General features: G+C 66.6%; 20 protein-coding genes and 1 pseudogene. 9 read left to right on the top strand and 12 right to left on the bottom strand.

Annotated features, from left to right (window positions below; all coding sequences use genetic code 11):
• Window positions 1–86: 86 nt before the first annotated feature.
• The gene (locus HWX62_RS13395; protein WP_034207483.1) at window positions 87–548 is read left to right on the top strand and encodes a peroxiredoxin; all 462 of its coding nucleotides are present in this window, start codon (window positions 87–89) and stop codon (window positions 546–548) included.
• Window positions 549–761: 213 nt separating this feature from the next.
• Here the strand turns inward: HWX62_RS13395 and HWX62_RS33305 are convergent.
• Window positions 762–988, bottom strand: a pseudogene (locus tag HWX62_RS33305) (hypothetical protein); the annotation flags it as partial.
• Here HWX62_RS33305 and HWX62_RS13390 point away from each other — a divergent pair.
• Both HWX62_RS13390 and HWX62_RS13385 read left to right on the top strand, forming a co-directional pair.
• Window positions 884–2,686, top strand: coding sequence for a PhoH family protein (locus tag HWX62_RS13390; protein WP_175929011.1), 1,803 nt, complete (start codon window positions 884–886; stop codon window positions 2,684–2,686). The pseudogene HWX62_RS33305 and the gene HWX62_RS13390 overlap by 105 nt on opposite strands.
• Window positions 2,687–2,919: 233 nt before the next feature.
• On the top strand, window positions 2,920–3,999 hold the full coding sequence (locus HWX62_RS13385; protein ID WP_175929010.1) for a C40 family peptidase: 1,080 nt from the start codon (window positions 2,920–2,922) through the stop codon (window positions 3,997–3,999).
• A gap of 138 nt (window positions 4,000–4,137) precedes the next feature.
• Here HWX62_RS13385 and HWX62_RS13380 read toward each other — a convergent pair whose 3' ends face one another.
• The 10 genes from HWX62_RS13380 to HWX62_RS13335 all read right to left on the bottom strand — a co-directional run bounded on the left by HWX62_RS13380 (window position 4,138) and on the right by HWX62_RS13335 (window position 11,751).
• Complete coding sequence (locus tag HWX62_RS13380) at window positions 4,138–5,148, bottom strand: inorganic phosphate transporter (RefSeq protein ID WP_006486254.1); 1,011 nt, start codon at window positions 5,146–5,148, stop codon at window positions 4,138–4,140.
• A gap of 10 nt (window positions 5,149–5,158) precedes the next feature.
• Window positions 5,159–5,785, bottom strand: a complete 627-nt coding sequence (locus tag HWX62_RS13375; RefSeq protein WP_006486252.1) for a DUF47 domain-containing protein — start codon at window positions 5,783–5,785, stop codon at window positions 5,159–5,161.
• Window positions 5,786–5,923: 138 nt separating this feature from the next.
• Window positions 5,924–7,306: a replicative DNA helicase gene (locus tag HWX62_RS13370; RefSeq protein ID WP_006486249.1), complete on the bottom strand. Its 1,383-nt coding sequence runs from the start codon at window positions 7,304–7,306 to the stop codon at window positions 5,924–5,926.
• 140 nt (window positions 7,307–7,446) lie between these two features.
• Complete coding sequence (gene rplI / locus HWX62_RS13365) at window positions 7,447–7,899, bottom strand: 50S ribosomal protein L9 (protein WP_006486256.1); 453 nt, start codon at window positions 7,897–7,899, stop codon at window positions 7,447–7,449.
• Window positions 7,900–7,926: 27 nt separating this feature from the next.
• Entirely contained in the window at window positions 7,927–8,202 is a 276-nt protein-coding gene (gene rpsR / locus HWX62_RS13360) for a 30S ribosomal protein S18 (RefSeq protein WP_006486248.1), read from the bottom strand.
• A gap of 4 nt (window positions 8,203–8,206) precedes the next feature.
• A complete protein-coding gene (priB, locus tag HWX62_RS13355) occupies window positions 8,207–8,506 on the bottom strand; it encodes a primosomal replication protein N (protein WP_011885023.1) in 300 nt (99 codons plus the stop codon).
• 40 nt (window positions 8,507–8,546) lie between these two features.
• Entirely contained in the window at window positions 8,547–8,921 is a 375-nt protein-coding gene (rpsF, locus tag HWX62_RS13350; protein WP_006486255.1) for a 30S ribosomal protein S6, read from the bottom strand.
• A 231-nt stretch (window positions 8,922–9,152) separates the two neighbouring features.
• Window positions 9,153–10,046 (bottom strand): zf-HC2 domain-containing protein, encoded by an 894-nt coding sequence (locus tag HWX62_RS13345; protein WP_175929009.1) that lies wholly within the window; start codon window positions 10,044–10,046, stop codon window positions 9,153–9,155.
• Window positions 10,036–10,671 (bottom strand): RNA polymerase sigma factor, encoded by a 636-nt coding sequence (locus tag HWX62_RS13340; RefSeq protein ID WP_175929007.1) that lies wholly within the window; start codon window positions 10,669–10,671, stop codon window positions 10,036–10,038. The genes HWX62_RS13345 and HWX62_RS13340 overlap by 11 nt, the downstream gene beginning before the upstream one ends.
• Window positions 10,672–10,839: 168 nt before the next feature.
• Complete coding sequence (locus HWX62_RS13335) at window positions 10,840–11,751, bottom strand: LysR family transcriptional regulator (RefSeq protein ID WP_175929006.1); 912 nt, start codon at window positions 11,749–11,751, stop codon at window positions 10,840–10,842.
• Window positions 11,752–11,923: 172 nt separating this feature from the next.
• Here HWX62_RS13335 and gcl point away from each other — a divergent pair, with 172 nt between their 5' ends.
• From gcl to lysM, 4 genes are all read left to right on the top strand, one after another.
• Entirely contained in the window at window positions 11,924–13,699 is a 1,776-nt protein-coding gene (gene gcl / locus HWX62_RS13330; RefSeq protein WP_175929005.1) for a glyoxylate carboligase, read from the top strand.
• A gap of 40 nt (window positions 13,700–13,739) precedes the next feature.
• Window positions 13,740–14,549 carry a hydroxypyruvate isomerase gene (gene hyi, locus HWX62_RS13325; RefSeq protein WP_175929002.1) on the top strand — a complete coding sequence of 270 codons (810 nt, stop codon included), beginning with the start codon at window positions 13,740–13,742 and terminating at the stop codon, window positions 14,547–14,549.
• The gene (locus tag HWX62_RS13320) at window positions 14,437–15,483 is read left to right on the top strand and encodes a 2-hydroxy-3-oxopropionate reductase (RefSeq protein WP_279610464.1); all 1,047 of its coding nucleotides are present in this window, start codon (window positions 14,437–14,439) and stop codon (window positions 15,481–15,483) included. The genes hyi and HWX62_RS13320 overlap by 113 nt, the downstream gene beginning before the upstream one ends.
• A 460-nt stretch (window positions 15,484–15,943) precedes the next feature.
• Window positions 15,944–16,414, top strand: a complete 471-nt coding sequence (lysM, locus tag HWX62_RS13315) for a peptidoglycan-binding protein LysM (RefSeq protein ID WP_078041126.1) — start codon at window positions 15,944–15,946, stop codon at window positions 16,412–16,414.
• 106 nt (window positions 16,415–16,520) lie between these two features.
• Here the strand turns inward: lysM and HWX62_RS13310 are convergent, their stop codons facing one another.
• Window positions 16,521–17,543, bottom strand: a complete 1,023-nt coding sequence (locus HWX62_RS13310) for an asparaginase (protein WP_175928998.1) — start codon at window positions 17,541–17,543, stop codon at window positions 16,521–16,523.
• Window positions 17,544–17,815: 272 nt separating this feature from the next.
• Between HWX62_RS13310 and HWX62_RS13305 the strand changes: the two genes are divergently transcribed.
• Window positions 17,816–18,106, top strand: coding sequence for a PsiF family protein (locus tag HWX62_RS13305; RefSeq protein ID WP_175928996.1), 291 nt, complete (start codon window positions 17,816–17,818; stop codon window positions 18,104–18,106).
• A gap of 277 nt (window positions 18,107–18,383) precedes the next feature.
• A complete protein-coding gene (locus tag HWX62_RS13300) occupies window positions 18,384–18,833 on the top strand; it encodes a hypothetical protein (RefSeq protein WP_175928995.1) in 450 nt (149 codons plus the stop codon).
• Window positions 18,834–18,875: the final 42 nt, after the last annotated feature.

The following is an 18,875-nucleotide window of genomic DNA, read 5'->3' as shown; positions in this document are numbered from 1 at the left end:
CGCTTCGCCCGTGCGGCGCGCTGCCGCGCCGCCCCGCCGAACCGCGCCGCCGCAGCGGCGCCCGTCCATAACAACAGGAGAAACACGTGTCTGTCGAAGTTGACCGTCAAGTTCCCGATTTCACCGCACCGGCCACGGGCGGCGACATTTCGCTGTCCGACCTGAAGGGCAAGAAGCTCGTGCTGTACTTCTATCCGAAGGACAACACGCCGGGCTGCACGACCGAAGGGCTGCAGTTCCGCGATCTCTATCCGAAGTTCAAGAAAGCCGGTGCGGAAGTCATCGGCGTGTCGCGCGACAGCCTGCGCTCGCATGACAATTTCAAGGCCAAGCTCGAACTGCCGTTCCCGCTGATCTCCGATGCCGACGAAGCGCTGTGCGCGTTGTTCGATGTCATCAAGATGAAGAAAATGTATGGCAAGGAAGTGCGTGGAATCGAGCGCTCGACGTTCCTGATCGACGCCGACGGCGTGCTTCGCCAGGCATGGCGCGGCATCAAGGTACCGGGTCACGTGGACGACGTGCTAAAGGCTGTACAAGCGCTTTGAGGCGCGTTATATTGGGCCGCAATGAATGCCAGTTCGCCCCATATTTCTCGTAGCTGCGCCGGTGCCCGTTGCCCTGCTTGCCGGCACCTGACGCGCATCACGACGGTATCAGCCGAGCCGCATGTCCCTGTCGACGGGGCAGCGGCTTTTTTTATGGAACGCGCGCCGGCCCGCCCCGGTCCGGCCCTTACCGCATCGAGGAGCTGATCGACACTTAGGCGAACCGGCTAGACGAAATTCCTGTGCGCCACCGCGCGCAAACTGCATGCGTCTACGTCACGCAGGATGCGATCAGCGGCGCACGCCATGCGACACGATTCCTCCCGAGGGACACCATGCCTTTGCCTACCCCCCCCAGCAAGCTCGGCAGCCTGCTGCCGCCCGACGAATACAAGGCGAAAGCGCGGCCCGCGAAAGCCGCGAAGAAATCCGCCGAAGGGGACGCATCCACAGCCGGTGACTACGGTCCGGCGAGCGTGGCCCAACCGATGATCGAAGCCGCGAACACGGCCGCGCCGCTGCGTGCCGTCGCGTCTTCGGCGCCCGACGCCGCGAGCGCACCCGCGCGCGGCCGCAAGACCAAACAGACGGCCGCACTGCTGCAGCCGCTGCCGGCGCCCGCCGAACCCGCGGCGCCGGCGGTGGCACGCAACGACAAGCCGGCCGCCGGCAAACCGGCCACCGCGCCCGCGCGCGATGCCGGCGCCGCGACGAAGTCGCGCAGCCGCAAGCCCGCCGAAACCGAACAGCAGAAACTGTTCGTGCTCGACACCAACGTGCTGATGCACGACCCGAGCAGCCTCTTCCGCTTCGAGGAACACGACGTCTATCTGCCGATGATGACGCTCGAGGAACTCGACAACCACAAGAAGGGGATGTCCGAGGTCGCGCGCAACGCCCGCCAGGTCAGCCGCACGCTCGACGCGCTCGTCGCCGACGGCGGCCCGATCACGGACGGCATTCCGCTGTCGCGTCTCGGCAGCCGCGACGCGCTCGGCCGCCTGTACTTCCAGACGAAGCTCGCCGACATCGCGCCGGTCGAAGGCTTGCCCGAAGGCAAGGCCGACAACCAGATCCTCGGCGTCGTGCGCGCGCTGCAGCGCGACCGGCCCGATCGCCAGGTCGTGCTGGTGTCGAAAGACATCAACATGCGGATCAAGGCGCACGCGCTCGGCCTGCCCGCGGAAGACTACTTCAACGACCAGGTGCTCGAGGATTCGGATCTCCTGTACAACGGCGTGCGCGAACTGCCGCAGGATTTCTGGACCAAGCACGCGAAGGGGATGGAGAGCTGGCAGGACACGAAGACGGGCACCACGTACTACCGCGTGACCGGCCCGCTCGTCGCGTCGATGCTCGTCAACGAGTTCGTCTATCTCGAGCCGCAGAACGGCGAGCCGACGTTCCACGCGATCGTCCGCGAGCTGAACGGCAAGACGGCGCTACTGCAGACGCTGCGCGACTACAGCCACCACAAGAACAACGTGTGGGGCATCACCGCGCGCAACCGCGAGCAGAATTTCGCGCTGAACCTGCTGATGAACCCGGAGATCGACTTCGTCACGCTGCTCGGCCAGGCCGGCACCGGCAAGACGCTCGTCGCGCTCGCGGCCGGCCTCGCGCAGGTGCTCGACGACAAGCGCTACAACGAGATCATCGTGACGCGCGCGACCGTGCCCGTCGGCGAGGACATCGGTTTCCTGCCGGGCACCGAGGAAGAGAAGATGCAGCCGTGGATGGGTGCATTCGACGACAACCTCGAAGTGCTGCAGAAGACCGACGACGCGGCCGGCGAATGGGGCCGTGCGGCAACGCAGGAACTGATCCGTTCGCGCCTGAAGGTGAAGAGCATGAACTTCATGCGCGGCCGTACGTTCGTCGACAAGTACCTGATCATCGACGAGGCGCAGAACCTGACGCCGAAGCAGATGAAGACGCTCGTCACGCGCGCGGGCCCCGGCACGAAGATCGTGTGCCTCGGCAACATCGCGCAGATCGACACGCCCTACCTCACCGAAGGTAGCTCGGGCCTGACCTACGTCGTCGACCGCTTCAAGGGCTGGGGCCACAGCGGCCACGTGACGCTCGCGCGCGGCGAACGCTCGCGGCTCGCCGACTACGCGTCGGACATTCTGTAACGCTCGGGCCGGCCGGTCGGCCGGCTTTCGACGCCATGCGGCGCTCCGTTTTGGAGCGCCGTTTTTATTTGGGGTCGAATTCAAAGGTAACGCTTCGTCACGCAACAACGCAGTTTACGCGCGAAACTTCAAGTAAATTCTCAGGAATGGTTGCTCAAGCCCCGCCGGAGCGTCTACCATCGGGTCTGTCTGTTGTCATACGATTCGCGAGCGCGCCGCTCGCCCGTCTTGCCATGCTTCGAATCTGCGTTCCCGTCGTCGTCGTCTGCCTGCTTGCGGCCTGCTCCAGCGTGCCGCCGCAGTCGGCATCGCGGTCCGCTTCGGGCATGAAGATCACGACGCCGCGTGCATTCCCGGCGCCGGCCAATTTCCCGAAATTCGTCGACCACAGCGTCGGCCAGGAAGAAATCTCGATCCAGGCGATGAGCCTCGTCGGCGTCCCGTATCGCTGGGGCGGCAACACGCCGGCGAGCGGCTTCGACTGCAGCGGGCTCGTACGCTACGTGATCGGCCGCGCGGCCGACGTGAACCTGCCGCGCACGACCGCCGACATGAGCGGCCGCGGCGTGTCGATCGAACCCGACCAGATCGCGCCGGGCGACCTGATTTTCTTCAATACGACCGGACGGCCGCATTCGCACGTCGGCATCTATGTCGGCAAGTTGCGCTTCGTCAACGCACCGTCGACGGGCGGCACCGTGCGGCTCGATTATCTGACGAATCCGTACTGGGCCAAGCGCTTCGACGGCATTCGCCGGGTCGCGCCGCCGCGCTCGGCCCCGACGCCGTTCGATGCGCCGACCTACGAAGCCAAGCGCGACGAGCCGCGCAATCCGGCGGCGGTCGCGGCCGCGTCGGCGGTCGTGACCGCCGCTGTCGCGCCGCGGCAGCCGGCGGCGTCGGCGCAAGCGGGAGCGACGCAGGCGCCGGCTCCAGCCACCCTGCCCACGCCGGTCGTGACGGCTGCCGCCGCTGCACCGACTGTCGATCCGTACGAACCGCCGCCACCGCGAATGCAGGCAGCCCAACAGCAAGCCGCGTCGGTGGATGACGCGATGCCCGCGATGACGGCCAATGCAGCCGCGGCCGCGCCGGCGGAAGTCGGCACGCAGATTCCGACGACCGCACTGACGGCCGCCCAGGCCGCCGCCTTCGATGCCGAACCGCCGCCCGCCGCCGCGCCGGCGGCCCCGCGCAGTATCGAGCCTGCGCCTGTGCAGGTATGGCGTGCGTCGACACAATCCGCGCCCGTCAGCCCACGCACCGGTACGGCGGACGATCCGATCGCGCGGTTTGCGAACGGCAGCTACTGACCGGTTGCTCGAACCGCGGCGATCTCGACGTTGGCGGCATCCGCCCACCGCTTCGCCGCATGCTTCCACGCCTCAAAAAAACGCGCCGCAGCCTTTCGGCTTGCGGCGCGTTTCGCGTCGATCAGGCAGCGTCGGCGATCAGAAGATCTGGTGCCCGAGCCACCACCCGCCGGCCGCGAACAGCGCGGCGGCCGGCAGCGTCAGCACCCATGCCCACACGATGTTGCCGGCGACGCCCCAGCGCACGGCCGACAGCTTCTGCGTCGCGCCGACACCGACGATCGCGCCGGTGATCGTGTGCGTGGTCGAGACGGGAATACCGAGGAACGACGCGACGAACAGCGTGATCGCGCCACCGCTTTCCGCGCAGAAACCGCCGACCGGCTTGAGCTTCGTGATCTTCTGGCCCATCGTGCGCACGATGCGCCAGCCGCCGAACAGCGTGCCGAGGCCCATCGACAGGTAGCACGCGCCGATCACCCATGCCGGCGGCGCATCGGCGGTCGCCGACGCGTAGCCGCTCGCGATCAGCAGCATCCAGATGATGCCGATCGTCTTCTGCGCATCGTTGCCGCCGTGGCCCAGGCTGTACAGGCCGGCCGACAGCAGCTGCAGCCGGCGGAAACGCCGGTCGACCTTGCTGGGCGCGGTACGAAAATACAGCCACGACACGCCGAGCATGAACAGCGAACCGAGGATGAAACCGAGCAGCGGCGAAATGAAGATGAACGCGATCGTCTTCAGCAGCCCGTCGACGTTCAGCGAACTCCAGCCCGATTTCGCGAGCGCCGCGCCGACGAGGCCGCCGATCAGCGCGTGCGACGAGCTCGACGGAATCCCGTAGTACCACGTGATCACGTTCCAGCCGATCGCGCCGACCAGCGCGCCGAACACGACGTAATGGTCGACGATTTCGGGATCGATCGTGCCTTTACCGACGGTCTGCGCGACTTTCAGGTGGAAGATGAAGTACGCGATCACGTTGAACGCGGCCGCGAACACCACGGCCTGCTGGGGCTTCAGCACCCCGGTCGACACGACGGTGGCGATCGAGTTCGCCGCGTCGTGAAAGCCGTTCATGAAGTCGAATACGAGCGCGACGAGCACCAGCGTCGCGACCATCCATAGGGCGAGTTGTATCGAATGCATCGTGGTCCGCTCAGGCGTTTTCCAGCACGATGCCTTCGATGATGTTCGCGACGTCCTCGCACTTGTCGGTGATCTCCTCGAGCAGCTCGTAGATCGCCTTCAGCTTGATGAGCGTCTTCACGTCGTCTTCCTCGCGGAACAGCTTCGACATCGCCGCGCGCAGCACGCGGTCGGCTTCCGACTCCCAGCGATCGATTTCCTCGCATTGCTTGAGGATCTGCGCGGACTGCTTCATGTCGGACAGCAAGCCGACGGCCTGCTGCACGTGCTGCGCCGACTGCGTGACGATGTGCGCGAGCTGGCTCGCCTCGGACGTGACGGACTGCACGTCGTACAGCGACACGGCCGTCGCGACGTCTTCCATCAGGTCGAGGATGTCGTCCATCGTCGTGATCAGCTTGTGGATCTCGTCGCGATCGAGCGGCGTGATGAAGGTCTTGTGCAGCAGATCGATCGCCTCGTGCGTGAGCTTGTCGGCGGCCTTCTCGGCGATTTGCACGTTTTGCTTGTGAATCTCGGCGTCGGCGAGATTGTCGATCAGCAGTTCGAGCTCGCGGCCACCGGAAACGATGTGCTTCGCGTGCGAGTTGAAGAGTTCAAAGAACTTGCCCTCGGTGGGCATGAATCGACCGAACATGGGATTCCTGAGAGATTGTCAAACTACTGTCACGAAAACGGGCGACATTGTACCGGTTCCGGTCGCGACGCGACGTGCGCATGTGCGCACGCCGGGATGGGATACAACATTTGGCGAAATAGGTGTTTACAACCGGCTTTACTCGCCGTAGAAGGTCTGCGCCCCGGCAAAATTGTCGAACTTCGTGTATTGCCCCAGGAACGTGAGCCGAACGGGCCCGATCGGGCCGTTACGCTGCTTGCCGATGATGATTTCGGCCGTCCCCTTGTCAGGGCTGTCGGGATTGTAGACCTCATCGCGATAAATGAACAGGATCACGTCCGCATCCTGTTCGATTGCGCCCGATTCGCGCAAATCCGACATCACCGGCCGCTTGTTCGGGCGCTGTTCGAGACCGCGGTTCAACTGCGACAGCGCGATCACCGGCACGTCGAGCTCCTTCGCGAGGCTCTTCAGCGATCGCGAGATTTCCGAAATTTCGGTCGCGCGGTTTTCGCCCTGCGACGAACCCGACATCAGCTGCAGGTAGTCGACGATGATCAGGCCGAGCTTGCCGCATTGCCGCGCCAGGCGCCGCGCGCGCGAGCGCAATTCCATCGGGTTCAGGCCGCCCGTCTCGTCGATGAACAGCTGCGCCTCGCTCATCTTCTGCACCGCGTGCGTCAGTTTCGGCCAGTCCTCGTCCGTCAGGCGGCCCGTGCGCATCCGGTGCTGGTCGAGCCGGCCGATCGAGCCGAGCATACGCATCACGAGCTGGGTGCCCGGCATTTCCATCGAGAACACCGCGACCGGCAACCCGTACTCGACCGCGACATATTCGCCGATGTTCATCGAGAACGCGGTCTTACCCATCGACGGCCGTCCGGCCACGATGATCAGCTCGCCGCCGTGCATCCCGGACGTCATCCGGTCGAGGTCGACGAAGCCCGTCGGCGTGCCGGTGACGTCGCTCGGGTTCGCGGTGTGGTACAGCGTGTCGATGCGCTCGACCACCTGCGTGAGCAGCGGGCCGATCTCGAGGAAGCCCTGGTTGCCGCGCGCGCCCTCTTCGGCGATCGAGAACACCTTCGACTCGGCTTCGTCGAGCAGTTGGCGGACTTCCTTGCCCTGCGGATTGAAGGCGTCGGCCGAGATCTCGTCGGCGACCGACACCAGCCGGCGCAGCACCGCGCGGTCGCGCACGATTTCCGCATAGCGGCGGATGTTCGCGGCGCTCGGCGTGTTCTGCGCGAGCGCGTTCAGGTACGCGAGCCCGCCGACGTCGTCGGCCTTGCCGGACGTGGTCAGCGCTTCGTACACGGTCACGACGTCGGCCGGGCGCGTCGACGCGATCAGGCGGCCGATGTGCTCGTAGATGATCCGGTGGTCGTAGCGGTAGAAGTCGCCCTGCGACAGGAAGTCGGCAATCCGGTCCCATGCCGCGTTGTCGAGCAACAGGCCGCCGAGCACCGACTGCTCGGCTTCTACCGAATGCGGCGGGACTTTCAGCGATTCGATTTGGGGATCTTGCGGCGCGTTCATGGGTTGGGATTATCGCGAATAGATGGCGGCAGCGCTACCACCGCTTGCCGGCGATTGGGCAATAAAAAAGGCAGGCCCCGGTTGCCCGGGCGCCTGCCCTTGTCCGGACGGCGGAAGCCGCCCGGCAAGCTTGCGTATGCTTACGCGTGGTCGCCGATCACGTTGATCGTGACGTCGACGACGACGTCCGTGTGCAGCGCGACCTGGACGTTGTGCTCGCCGATCATCTTCAGCGGGCCTTCCGGCATGCGCACTTGCAGCTTCTCGACTTCGTAGCCTGCCTTCTTCAGCAGTTCCGCGACGTCGCCGTTCGTGACCGAGCCGAACAGACGGCCGTCGACGCCCGACTTCTGCGTGATTTCGAACGACTGGCCGTTCAGCTTCTCGCCGACTGCCTGCGATGCCGCCAGCTTTTCAGCGGCGATCTTTTCGAGCTCGGCGCGGCGCACTTCGAATTCGGCGATCGCTTCCTTCGTTGCACGGCGAGCCTTGCGGTTCGGGATCAGGAAGTTGCGAGCGTAACCGTCCTTGACCTTGACGATGTCGCCGAGGTTGCCCAGATTGGCGACTTTTTCCAACAGAATGATTTGCATTCGAATTCTCCTTATTGCGTCGCCTGATTACGCCTTGTGCTGATCGGTGTACGGCAGCAGCGCGAGGAAACGCGCACGCTTGATGGCCGTATCCAGCTGACGCTGATAGTGCGCCTTCGTACCCGTCAGGCGAGCCGGCGTGATCTTGCCGTTTTCGCCGATGAAGTCCTTCAGCGTTTCCGTGTCCTTGTAGTCGATCTGCTCGACGCCTGCAGCCGTGAAACGGCAGAACTTCTTGCGCTTGAAGAGCGGGTTTTGTTGCTGACGACGCTTGTCGAATTTCTTACCAGTCGGGCGGGGCATGATTTCAGTCCTTTCCAATGTCCTGCAATGCTGTGATGTGAAACACCAAGGTTCTCGCGTTGCGGCTTTTCTTTGCCAGGAAGCCCGTGAACAGCGTTTCGACGCCCATTTCACGGCTTTCCAGCTTGCCGCTCGCCTCACCGGCCGCCACCGCCTCGATCGTCATGTCGACCTGACGGGGAATGCCTGCTTCGACGACTTCCGTGCGGTGATGCAACGTGGCGCTTGCGATCGGAACACCAGCCGGCGTATATCGCACCGGTGCGCGTTCGACGACGCTCGCCGTCAATTGCAACCTGTTCACGTGAGTGGCGCGCTCCTTGATGGCTTAATAAGTGACGAACTTAAGCCTGCGCTTCGGCCGGCTGAGCTGCAGCCGCCTTCTTGGCTTCTTCGCGCTGAACTTCCTTCATCATCGGCGACGGGCCGGTTTCGGCCTTCTTCATCTTGACGATGAGGTGACGCAGCACGGCGTCGTTGAACTTGAACGCGTGTTCGAGTTCGTCGAGCGTCGTCTGGTCGCACTCGATGTTCATGCAGACGTAGTGAGCCTTCGCGAGTTTCTCGATCATGTAGGCCAGTTGGCGACGGCCCCAGTCTTCGACACGGTGGATCTGACCGCCGTGCGACGTGATCGTGGACTTGTAGCGCTCGATCATCGCGGGCACTTGCTCGCTTTGATCGGGGTGCACGATGAAGACGATTTCGTAATGACGCATTACACACTCCTTGTGGATTGAAGCCACCCGGGCGTCTGAACCGGTGTGGCAAGTGAGAAGCCGAAGATTCTAACCCGATTACGGGGCGCACGCAAGGCAAATCGAGGCTTACCGAACGGATTCGGCCGTGTTTTCAAAGACTTGAACGGGCATGCCGGTGCACGCGCCCTTCGCTCGGCCCTTGTACGGACGGGGTCGGAACACGAATGCGCCGGCTCCGCCGCCGCACGGTCACTCGCTGCGCGTGCCGGCCAGCCGCGCGTCGAGGGCCGTCCGGAACGCCGCGAGCGCCGATGGCTCGGCGTCGGTCACGGCCCACCACGTCATCCCGGCCGCATCCCAGCGGTCGAGCGCATAGCCCTGCGACACGGTCGCGTACGGGACCGCCGGCCGTTCGCCGGCCGGCTGCACATAGACGTCGATCACGTGCTGCCGGTGGCGGTAGACGAGCACCGCGACGCGGCGCCGCCCGACGTAGTCGAGCCGGCCGCCGACCAGCGCGAAGCCGCTCGCCGCGAGATCCTCGACCGGCGGCGCATAGTCGAGCCGGCCGTTGAACCAAGGCTTGACCGTGTGCCGGTCGGTCGAGATCACGTCGATGTCGCGCGCCGACAGGTCGGCCCGCACGTGGCTCGCGACCAGTTCGTCGACCGTTCGGTCGGTGTCGGCGTGGCGGGCCGACCACGCCATGCCGCCCGCCGCCGCGACCGCCATCAGCAATGCGACGCCCCAGCCGAGCCCCGGCAGCGCGGCCACGCGTGGGCCGGAGCCGGCCGCCCCCGGGCGCGCCAACCCGCCACGCCCGGTCAGCCGGGCGAACCAGTCGCGTCCGCGCGGCGGCCGCCGCGGCGACTCGGGTTCAGGCCGCGGCTCGGCCCGCGACGGCTCATGAGCGCGCGCGTCCGCCGCAGCCGGCAGGCTCGCGAGGATGCTCGCCCGCAGCGCGTCGGGCGCCCGGTGATAATCGGCCTGCCGCACCGCCTGCACCAGCGTGACGATCCGCGCGCGCTCGCGGCGGCACGCATCGCACCGTTCGACATGCTGCTGGACCCGCAACGCATCGGGCGCCGACAGCTCGCGGTCGACGTCCGCGTCCAGCAACGCTCGCGCTTCGTTACAGTCCATCGATAGCCTCCGATGCGGTTCCGCTCGCCGGCGCACGGCCCGGCCGGCCTTCGGACGCCGGCGCGCCGTCCAGCAGCGCGGCGAGCTTGCGCCGGCCGCGCGCGAGCCGCGACATCACCGTGCCGACCGGCACGTCCGCGATCGCCGCGATCTCGCGGTAGCTCAGGTCCTCCATCTCGCGCAGCACGAGCACCTCGCGGTATTCGGGCGGCAGCTTCGCGAGCGCGGCATTCACGAGCCGTACGTTCTCGCCGCGCAGCAGGTGCGCGAGCGGGTCCTCCGTCGCCGGCTGCCAGTCGTCCGGGACGTCGGCGTCGTCGAGCGTGTCGGGCAGCGCGACCTCGTGCGCATGCGTACGCCGCCGCCACTCGGTGTACCAGGTGTGGCGCACGATCGTCAGCAGCCACGGCCGCGCGTTGTCGCCCCGACACGAATCGACGAAGCGCAGCGCGCGCATGCACGCGTCCTGGACGACGTCGTCCGCATCGCCGGCGCTGCCGCTCAGCCAGCGCGCGAGGTTGTACGCGGCGTCGAGATGCGGCAGCACGAGCGCGCGAAACCGCTCGCCGCGCGCGATCGCATCGTCCGCCGCCCGTTCATCGACCGCCTGTCCGGCTTGCCCCACATGGCCTCCCTGGTCCCGGCGGCCGACGCCGCGCCCGTTCCGCGCACGGCGCCCGGACAGACCGGCAGCGTGCGCGCTCGATGACCTTACCGCCGCTGCGTCGAGTTTATTCCCGCGCCGGGCGCATGAAGCGTAAAAAAATCGCCGGGCGGCCGGGCGGCCCGCCCGTTACGGCGTGGTGCTCCAGTAGCCGGGGCGCGCGTACGCTTCGCGCAGATAGTCGATGAAATAGCGCACGCGCGCCGGCACGTAGCGCTGCTGCGGGTAGACCGCGAGGATGTCGTAGTCGGGCAGCGCATATTCGTCGAGCACGGTCTCGAGTTCGCCCGTTTCGAGCTGCGCGGCGATTTCCCACGTCGAACGCCAGCCGAGCCCGAGCCCTTCGGCCACCCAGCGGTGCAGCAGCTCGCCGTCGTTGCAGTCGAGATTGCCGGTCACGCGCATCGTCGCGATCCTGCCGTGACGCTGGAAATACCAGCCGCGGTTCTGGCCGCCCTGCAGGTTGAATGCGAGACAGTTGTGCTTCAGCAGGTCGTCGAGGGATTTCGGCCGGCCGTGCTTGCGGAAATACTCGGGTGTGCCGCACACGACGCGCCGGTTCGACGCGAGCTTCACCGCGACGAAGTTCGGGTCGACCGCGCCGCCGATCCGGATCGACAGGTCGTAGCCCTCGCGCACGAGGTCGACGACACGGTCGGTCAGGTTGAACGACAGCTGCATCTCGGGCTTGTCGGCGAGGAAGCCGGGCGCATGCGGCGCGACGTGCTTGCGCCCGAACGCGGCCGGCGCCGACACGATCAGGTGGCCGCTCACCGCGCGCCGCCCGGCGGCCAGCTCGTTCTCGGCCTGGTCCCACTCGGACAGCAGCCCGCGGCAGCGTTCGAGGAACGCGGCGCCCTCCTCGCTGACGACCAGCCGCCGCGTCGAGCGGTACATCAGCTTCACGCCGAGGCGTTTTTCGAGCGCGTCGATGCGCCGCCCGAGCACCACCGGCGACACGCCCTCCTCGAGCGCCGCGGCCGCGAGGCTGCCGGCATCGGCGACCCGCACGAACGTCTCGATCTGCTTGAAGCGGTCCATCTCTCGTCTCCGTCTCCGTTCCGACGCCGGCGCGAAGCCCCGTCCGGCCGTCATTCCATACTTTTAGTTTCGAAATAAGCGACTTCGGCGGATCTTATCAAACCTTTCCGGTATCCCTAAAGTGTCCTCAACAGACCGATCCGCAAGATCCGCCACATTCAAGGAGACATTCATGGCCAAGATGAGAGCCGTCGACGCAGCCGTACTCGTGCTCGAGAAGGAAGGCATCCAGACCGCGTTCGGCGTGCCGGGCGCAGCGATCAACCCGTTCTACTCGGCCATGCGCAAGTCGGGCGGCATCAGCCACGTGCTCGCGCGCCACGTCGAAGGCGCATCGCACATGGCCGAAGGCTTCACGCGTGCGGCGCCGGGCAACATCGGCGTATGCATCGGCACGTCGGGCCCCGCCGGCACCGACATGATCACCGGCCTCTACTCCGCGTCCGCCGACTCGATTCCGATCCTCGCGATCACGGGCCAGGCGCCGCGCGCACGTCTGTACAAGGAAGACTTCCAGGCCGTCGACATCGAATCGATCGCGAAGCCGGTCACGAAGTGGGCCGTCACCGTGCGCGAGCCGGCGCTCGTGCCGCGCGTGTTCCAGCAGGCGTTCCACCTGATGCGCTCGGGCCGTCCGGGCCCGGTGCTGGTCGACCTGCCGATCGACGTGCAGCTCGCCGAAATCGAATTCGACATCGACACGTACGAACCGCTGCCGGTCTACAAGCCCGCGGCCACCCGCGCGCAGATCGAGAAGGCGCTCGCGATGCTCAACGACGCGGACAAGCCGCTGATCGTGTCGGGCGGCGGCGTGCTCAACGCGGCCGCCGAAGACCTGCTCGTGCAGTTCGCCGAAACGGTCGGCGTGCCGGTGATCCCGACGCTGATGTCGTGGGGCGCGATTGCCGACGACCATCCGCTGATGGCCGGCATGGTCGGCCTGCAGACGTCGCATCGCTACGGCAACGCGACGATGCTCGCATCGGACTTCGTGCTCGGCATCGGCAACCGCTGGGCGAACCGCCACACGGGCAGCGTCGACGTCTACACGAAGGGCCGCAAGTTCGTGCACGTCGACATCGAGCCGACGCAGATCGGCCGCGTGTTCGGCCCGGATCTCGGCATCGTGTCCGACGCGAAGGCCGCGCTCGAGCTGTTCGTCGCGCTCGCGCAGGAGTGGAAGGCCGCCGGCAAGCTGAAGGACCGCAGCGCGTGGGTCTCGGAATGCCAGGCGCGCAAGCGCACGCTGCAGCGCAAGACGCACTTCGACAACGTGCCGGTCAAGCCGCAGCGCGTGTACGAAGAAATGAACAAGGTGTTCGGCCGCGATACGTGCTACGTCAGCACGATCGGCCTGTCGCAGATCGCCGCCGCGCAGTTCCTGCACGTGTTCAAGGCACGCAACTGGATCAACTGCGGCCAGGCCGGCCCGCTCGGCTGGACGATCCCCGCCGCGCTCGGCGTGCGCGCGGCCGATCCGGGCCGCCCGATCGTCGCGCTGTCCGGCGACTACGACTTCCAGTTCATGATCGAGGAGCTCGCGGCCGGCGCGCAATTCAAGCTGCCGTACGTGCACGTCGTCGTGAACAACTCGTACCTCGGGCTGATCCGCCAGGCGCAGCGCGCGTTCGACATGGACTACTGCGTGCAGCTCGCGTTCGACAACGTGAACGCGCCGGAACTGAACGGTTACGGCGTCGACCACGTGGCGGTCGCCGAAGGCCTCGGCTGCAAGGCGCTGCGCGTGTTCAAGCCGGAAGAGATCGAGCCCGCGCTGCGCCAGGCGCAAACGCTCGCGGAAGAGTTCAGCGTGCCGGTGGTCGTCGAAGTGATCCTCGAGCGCGTGACGAACATCTCGATGGGCACCGAAATCGACGCGATCAACGAATTCGAGGATCTCGCCGAGAAGGCCGAGCACGCCCCGACCGCGATCTCGATGCTCGACTGAACCAGACATTTCCGACTGACCGACCGAAGAGGCTTAGCTCATGCCGAAGTTTGCTGCAAACCTGACCATGCTGTTCAACGAAGTGCCGTTCCTCGACCGCTTCAAGGCGGCCGCGGACGCGGGCTTCGACGCCGTCGAGTTCCTGTTCCCGTATCCGTACGCGAAAGAGGCGCTCGCCGAGCGGCTCGAGGCGAACCGGCTGCGCCTCGTGCTGCACAACCTGCCCGCCGGCAACTGGGATCAGGGCGAGCGCGGCATCGCGTGCCTGCCCGATCGCGTCGGCGAATTCCAGGAAGGGGTCGGCCGTGCGATCGAGTACGCGAAGGCGCTGAAGGTGCCGCAACTGAACTGCCTCGTCGGCATTCCGTCGGCGAGCACCGCGCGCGACAAGACGTTCGTCACGATCGTCGACAACCTGCGTTTCGCCGCCGATGCGCTCAAGCGCGAAGGCATCCGCCTGCTCGTCGAGCCGTGCAACCGCTTCGACATCCCGGGCTTCGCGCTGAACCGTTCGTCGGAAGGGCTCGACGTGATTCGCGCGGTCGGCTCGGACAACCTGTTCCTGCAGTACGACATCTATCACATGCAACGCATGGAAGGCGAACTGGCCGCGACGATCGAACGCAACCTCGCGTCGATCGGCCACGTCCAGCTCGCCGACAACCCGGGCCGCAACGAGCCGGGCACGGGCGAGATCAACTACGCGTTCCTGTTCGCGCTGCTCGACCGGCTCGGCTATGCCGGCTACGTCGGCTGCGAATACAAGCCCCGCACCACCACGACGGAAGGCCTCGGCTGGCTGCAAAGCGTCGCCGGCTGCGCACCGGCGTCGGCGCGTCGCGCCGCCTGAGTCGCGCCCTTCCCGTTACCAGCCCATAGGAGACTTTCACATGGCAACCATCGGTTTCATCGGCCTCGGCATCATGGGCGCGCACATGGCGCGCAACCTGCTCAAGGGCGACCACCAGCTCGTCGTGAACGGCGCGTTCCCGGTTCCGGACGACCTGCGCGCGAGCGCGAAGGTGGTCGCGAACTCGACCGAAGTCGCGCGGCACGCCGACATCATCATCTCGATGGTGCCGGACACGCCCGACGTGCGTAACGTGCTGTTCGCCGACGACGGCGTCGCGAAGGGCCTGACGGCCGGCAAGCTCGTGATCGACATGAGCTCGATCTCGCCGCTCGACACGCAGGCATTCGCGAAGCAGATCAACGCGCTCGGCTGCGACTACCTCGACGCGCCGGTGTCCGGCGGCGAAGTCGGCGCGCGCGAAGCGACGTTGACGATCATGGTCGGCGGCCCGGAGAAGGCGTTCGAGCGCGCGAAGCCGCTGTTCGAGAAGATGGGCAAGAACATCACGCTCGTCGGCGAGAACGGCGCGGGCCAGACCTGCAAGGTCGCCAACCAGATCATCGTCGCGCTGAACATCGAGGCCGTCGGCGAAGCGCTGCTGTTCGCCGCCCGCTCGGGCGCCGATCCGGAGCGCGTGCGCCAGGCGCTGATGGGCGGCTTCGCCGCGTCGCGCATCCTCGAAGTGCACGGCGCGCGGATGACCAAGCGCACGTTCGATCCGGGCTTTCGCATCGAGCTGCACCAGAAGGATCTGAACCTCGCGCTCGACGGCGCACGCAAGCTCGGCCTCGCGCTGCCGCACACCGCGAGCGCGCAGCAGTTGTTCAGCGTGTGCGCATCGCACGGCGGCAAAGCCTGGGATCACTCGGCCCTCGTGCGTGCGCTCGAGATCATGTCTAACTTCGAGATCGGCCAGACGCCGGCCGCGTAACGCGGATGCCGCAACGCGCGTTCGCGCTGCGATCGCAGACGCGCGCGATGCATCAACGCGATTCGGCCGCGGCCGGTCGCATCGATGCGCGACGCACGCGCGCATCACGGTGGGGCGCCCCGCCCCGCATCGCCAACGGCATGCGGGACGGGGCGAAAAACGCCGCTCTGGGCTGAGAGCGGCGTGGTGGGGTCCGCAGCGGCACCCGGCGACGCCGGGGAAGCCTTGGTCGGTCAGACGTCGTCGTCGGGTGTCCGCCTGTCGGATTTCGCGTATTACATTTCTTTACGTTCGGGCGTGCGATTTTTCATGCAATCGTCGCGTTGAACGCCTACACTTTCGCCACGCCTTTCGAGAAAACCGCCGCGCTTGCGCGCCCCGTCCGGAGCCGCATCCAGCGCGGTGTTTTTTTCGCCACTTCACGGCGCGTTTTCTTTTCAACCACCTAAGGAGTGCAACGATGGGTCTTCTTTCGTTTATCAAGGAGGCGGGTGAAAAACTGCTGGGTCACGCCGATGCACAGGCAGCGGAAGATCCGAATGCCGCGAACCAGACCGCGGCCGATGCGATCAAGAACTACATCAACTCGCAAGGTCTCGACACGTCGAACCTGACCGTCGCGTTCGACGGCGCATCGCGCACCGTCACGCTGTCGGGCAGCGTCGCCGATCTCGACACGAAGGCGAAGGTCAAGGTCGCGGCCGGCAACGTGCAGGGTGTCGCGGGCGTCAACGACGACGATCTGCAGCCGGACGATCCGGAAGTGCAGTACCACGACGTGAAGCCGGGCGACACGCTGTCGGCGATCGCCAAGGAAGTGTACGGCGACGCGAACAAGTACCCGGTGATCTTCGAGGCGAACAAGCCGATGCTGTCGAGCCCGGACCGGATCTACCCGGGCCAGAAGCTCGTGATTCCGCCGCAGTCCTGAGCGTTCGCGCCGGGCGGATGCAAAAAAGGCAGGCCGATAGGGCCTGCCTTTTTCATGGGCGGTGCGCGCCGTGCGATCGACGCTCGTCGATCGCCCCGTCATCGAATCACAGCGTATCGAACGCGCGCTGCAGGGCGTCGCGCTCGCGAATGCCGTTCGCGAGCGCGAGCATCAGCAGCACGCGCGCCTTGAACGGGTGCAGCGAGCCCGCGCTCACGAAACCGAGCGCATCGTCGCTCGCGGCGCCGTTGCGCATCACGTGGCCCGACCCGACGCGCGACGCCCGGACCACCGCCACACCCGCGTTCACCGCATCGGCGAGCGCCGCCTGCAGCGTCGCATGGATCGATCCGTTGCCGGTGCCCGCGACGACGAGACCGCGCACGCCGGCCGCGACGAGCGCGTCGACGGCCGTGCGCGTCGCGCCCGCATAGCTCGCGACGACTTCGACCGGCGGCCAGGTCGCCGCGATCGTCAGTTGCGTGTCGCGCGTGCGCGTGATGCGACGTGCGAATTCGACGCGGCCGTCCTGCACCCAGCCGAGCGCGCCGAGCTCCGGCGACTGGAACGCGTCGACCGCATAGGTGCTCGTCTTCACGACATCGCGCGCGCCATGGATCCGGTTGTTGAACGCAACCAGCACGCCCTGCCCGCGCGCGGCCGGATGCGCAGCCACCGTCACCGCGTTCAGCAGGTTCAGCGGGCCGTCCGACGACAGCGCGGTCGCCGGCCGCATCGCGGCCGTCAGCACGACCGGCTTGTCGCCCCGGACGACCAGATGCAGCGCATACGCGGTTTCCTCGAGCGTATCGGTGCCGTGGGTGATCACGATGCCGTCGATCGCCGGGTCGGCCATCAGCGCGTCGATCCGCGCGGCGAGCGTGTTCCATAGCGGCAGCGCGAGATCCTTGCTGTCGATGCTGGCGACCTGCTCCGCGTCGATGCGCGCGATCGACGCGAGCGCCGGCACGGCGTCGACCAGGAAATTGACGCCGAGCGCGCCGGCCTGGTAGCCGGCCGTGCTGGCCGCGTCGGGCGCGGCGCCGGCGATCGTGCCGCCGGTGGCGAGGACGGCGATGCGCGGCAGCGCCGCCGCGGACGAAGGGGATGCGGTGTTCGGTGTATTCATGGCCGCGATTGTAATGGCTCGCGGCCGCAAGTCGGCAGGTTCCGGCACGGCGGCCGGGTGCCGGCCGCCGCACGTCATGGTTTGTCCCGATCTGCGCGGCGTGCGCGCCGTCAACGGCCGTGACGTCCGCAACGTTATAGGAAGTGCCGTTTTGGTGTTTTCACATTGATTTGCCATAATCGGAACGCGTGGTGCGATGTGGCCCTGTCCTCGTCGCGTCGTACTTCGTGACGGCGTCGATCACGCGCAATTCACCCCATGGGAGTGTCGAAATGAAAATCCAATCGCTCGTAGCCGCCCTGCTTCTCGGCGGCATGCTGGCTTCCCCCGCATTCGCGGCGAACAGCCAGCAGGACAAGATGAAAGCCTGTAACACCCAGGCAGCCGGCAAGACGGGCGACGACCGCAAGGCGTTCATGAAGGACTGCCTGTCGGCGAAGCCCGCGAAGGCGATGACGCAGCAGGAAAAGATGAAGGCGTGCAACACGCAGGCCACCGGCAAGAAGGGCGACGACCGCAAGGCGTTCATGAAGAGCTGCCTGAGCAACCAGCCGGCCGCCTGAGTTCCGGCGCTCCCGTCTCGAATGCCGCGCCCCGCTTCGGCGGGCGCGGCATTTTCGTTTTCGTTTTCGTTGCACGCGCATCGACGCGCGCATGCCAGCCTCTCCCACCCCGTTTTCCCGGCCTGTCGTCCCGCCCCGCCCCATGGTGCGGCAAATCGGGTGCGGCAATTCGCCGCGTTTTCTTCTATGATGGCTGCAACGCGGCCCACCCAAGACCAAGAAGCGCCATCGGGCCGCCCTCGAGACGGACGCGTACGCGCGTCAAACGGAGGCATGGATGGCATGGAGACAACACCGATGGTTCCGGCGCTGGCTGATCGTGATCGTGTTCTGGGCCGTGCCCGTCGCGATCGTCGCGGTGCGCGAGATCCGCGAGGAAATGGCCTACAACAACGCGGACCTGCAGCTCGCGCTGACCACCTGGCAGCTCACCGACGCGCAGCAGGCCGCGGGCGCCGCCGCGAAGTGCCGCGGGAATCCTGACGAGGCACGCGCGGCCGGCTGTCCGGCCGACGTGCTCGCCGCCAATGCGCCGCGCCAGCAGGCGGCCCGCGACGAATACGTGGTGCGCCGCAATACGCTTGCCGGCTACCTGTGGCATGCGTTCGTCGGCTACTGGGTCGTCCCGGCCGCGTTCCTGTTCGCATGCGGCGTCGTGATCGCGCTGATCCGTCGCGCGCTGCGCCGCCCGCCGATCAAGCCGCCCGTTCCCCCCGTCACGCACTGACACCGACGCGCGGCGCATGCGCCGCCGCCTTCCGCTCGACCG

The sequence above is a fragment of the Burkholderia sp. BCC0506 genome, from assembly GCF_902833145.1.
Taxonomy (GTDB): Bacteria; Pseudomonadota; Gammaproteobacteria; order Burkholderiales; family Burkholderiaceae; genus Burkholderia.
The sequence above is the reverse complement of the archived record's forward strand: the minus strand, read 5'-3'. Positions and strand labels throughout refer to the sequence as shown.

What these genes read in the sequence shown, in the direction of transcription:
- HWX62_RS13390 (WP_175929011.1), top strand. Translation starts at nt 884, where the DNA reads ATGCCTTTGCCTACCCCCCCCAGCAAGCTCGGCAGCCTGCTGCCGCCC.
- HWX62_RS13385 (WP_175929010.1), top strand. Translation starts at nt 2,920, where the DNA reads ATGCTTCGAATCTGCGTTCCCGTCGTCGTCGTCTGCCTGCTTGCGGCC.
- HWX62_RS13380 (WP_006486254.1), bottom strand. Translation starts at nt 5,148, where the DNA reads ATGCATTCGATACAACTCGCCCTATGGATGGTCGCGACGCTGGTGCTC.
- HWX62_RS13375 (WP_006486252.1), bottom strand. Translation starts at nt 5,785, where the DNA reads ATGTTCGGTCGATTCATGCCCACCGAGGGCAAGTTCTTTGAACTCTTC.
- HWX62_RS13370 (WP_006486249.1), bottom strand. Translation starts at nt 7,306, where the DNA reads ATGAACGCGCCGCAAGATCCCCAAATCGAATCGCTGAAAGTCCCGCCG.
- rplI (WP_006486256.1), bottom strand. Translation starts at nt 7,899, where the DNA reads ATGCAAATCATTCTGTTGGAAAAAGTCGCCAATCTGGGCAACCTCGGC.
- rpsR (WP_006486248.1), bottom strand. Translation starts at nt 8,202, where the DNA reads ATGCCCCGCCCGACTGGTAAGAAATTCGACAAGCGTCGTCAGCAACAA.
- rpsF (WP_006486255.1), bottom strand. Translation starts at nt 8,921, where the DNA reads ATGCGTCATTACGAAATCGTCTTCATCGTGCACCCCGATCAAAGCGAG.
- HWX62_RS13345 (WP_175929009.1), bottom strand. Translation starts at nt 10,046, where the DNA reads ATGGACTGTAACGAAGCGCGAGCGTTGCTGGACGCGGACGTCGACCGC.
- HWX62_RS13335 (WP_175929006.1), bottom strand. Translation starts at nt 11,751, where the DNA reads ATGGACCGCTTCAAGCAGATCGAGACGTTCGTGCGGGTCGCCGATGCC.
- gcl (WP_175929005.1), top strand. Translation starts at nt 11,924, where the DNA reads ATGGCCAAGATGAGAGCCGTCGACGCAGCCGTACTCGTGCTCGAGAAG.
- hyi (WP_175929002.1), top strand. Translation starts at nt 13,740, where the DNA reads ATGCCGAAGTTTGCTGCAAACCTGACCATGCTGTTCAACGAAGTGCCG.
- HWX62_RS13320 (WP_279610464.1), top strand. Translation starts at nt 14,437, where the DNA reads ATGCCGGCTACGTCGGCTGCGAATACAAGCCCCGCACCACCACGACGG.
- lysM (WP_078041126.1), top strand. Translation starts at nt 15,944, where the DNA reads ATGGGTCTTCTTTCGTTTATCAAGGAGGCGGGTGAAAAACTGCTGGGT.
- HWX62_RS13310 (WP_175928998.1), bottom strand. Translation starts at nt 17,543, where the DNA reads ATGAATACACCGAACACCGCATCCCCTTCGTCCGCGGCGGCGCTGCCG.
- HWX62_RS13305 (WP_175928996.1), top strand. Translation starts at nt 17,816, where the DNA reads ATGAAAATCCAATCGCTCGTAGCCGCCCTGCTTCTCGGCGGCATGCTG.
- HWX62_RS13300 (WP_175928995.1), top strand. Translation starts at nt 18,384, where the DNA reads ATGGCATGGAGACAACACCGATGGTTCCGGCGCTGGCTGATCGTGATC.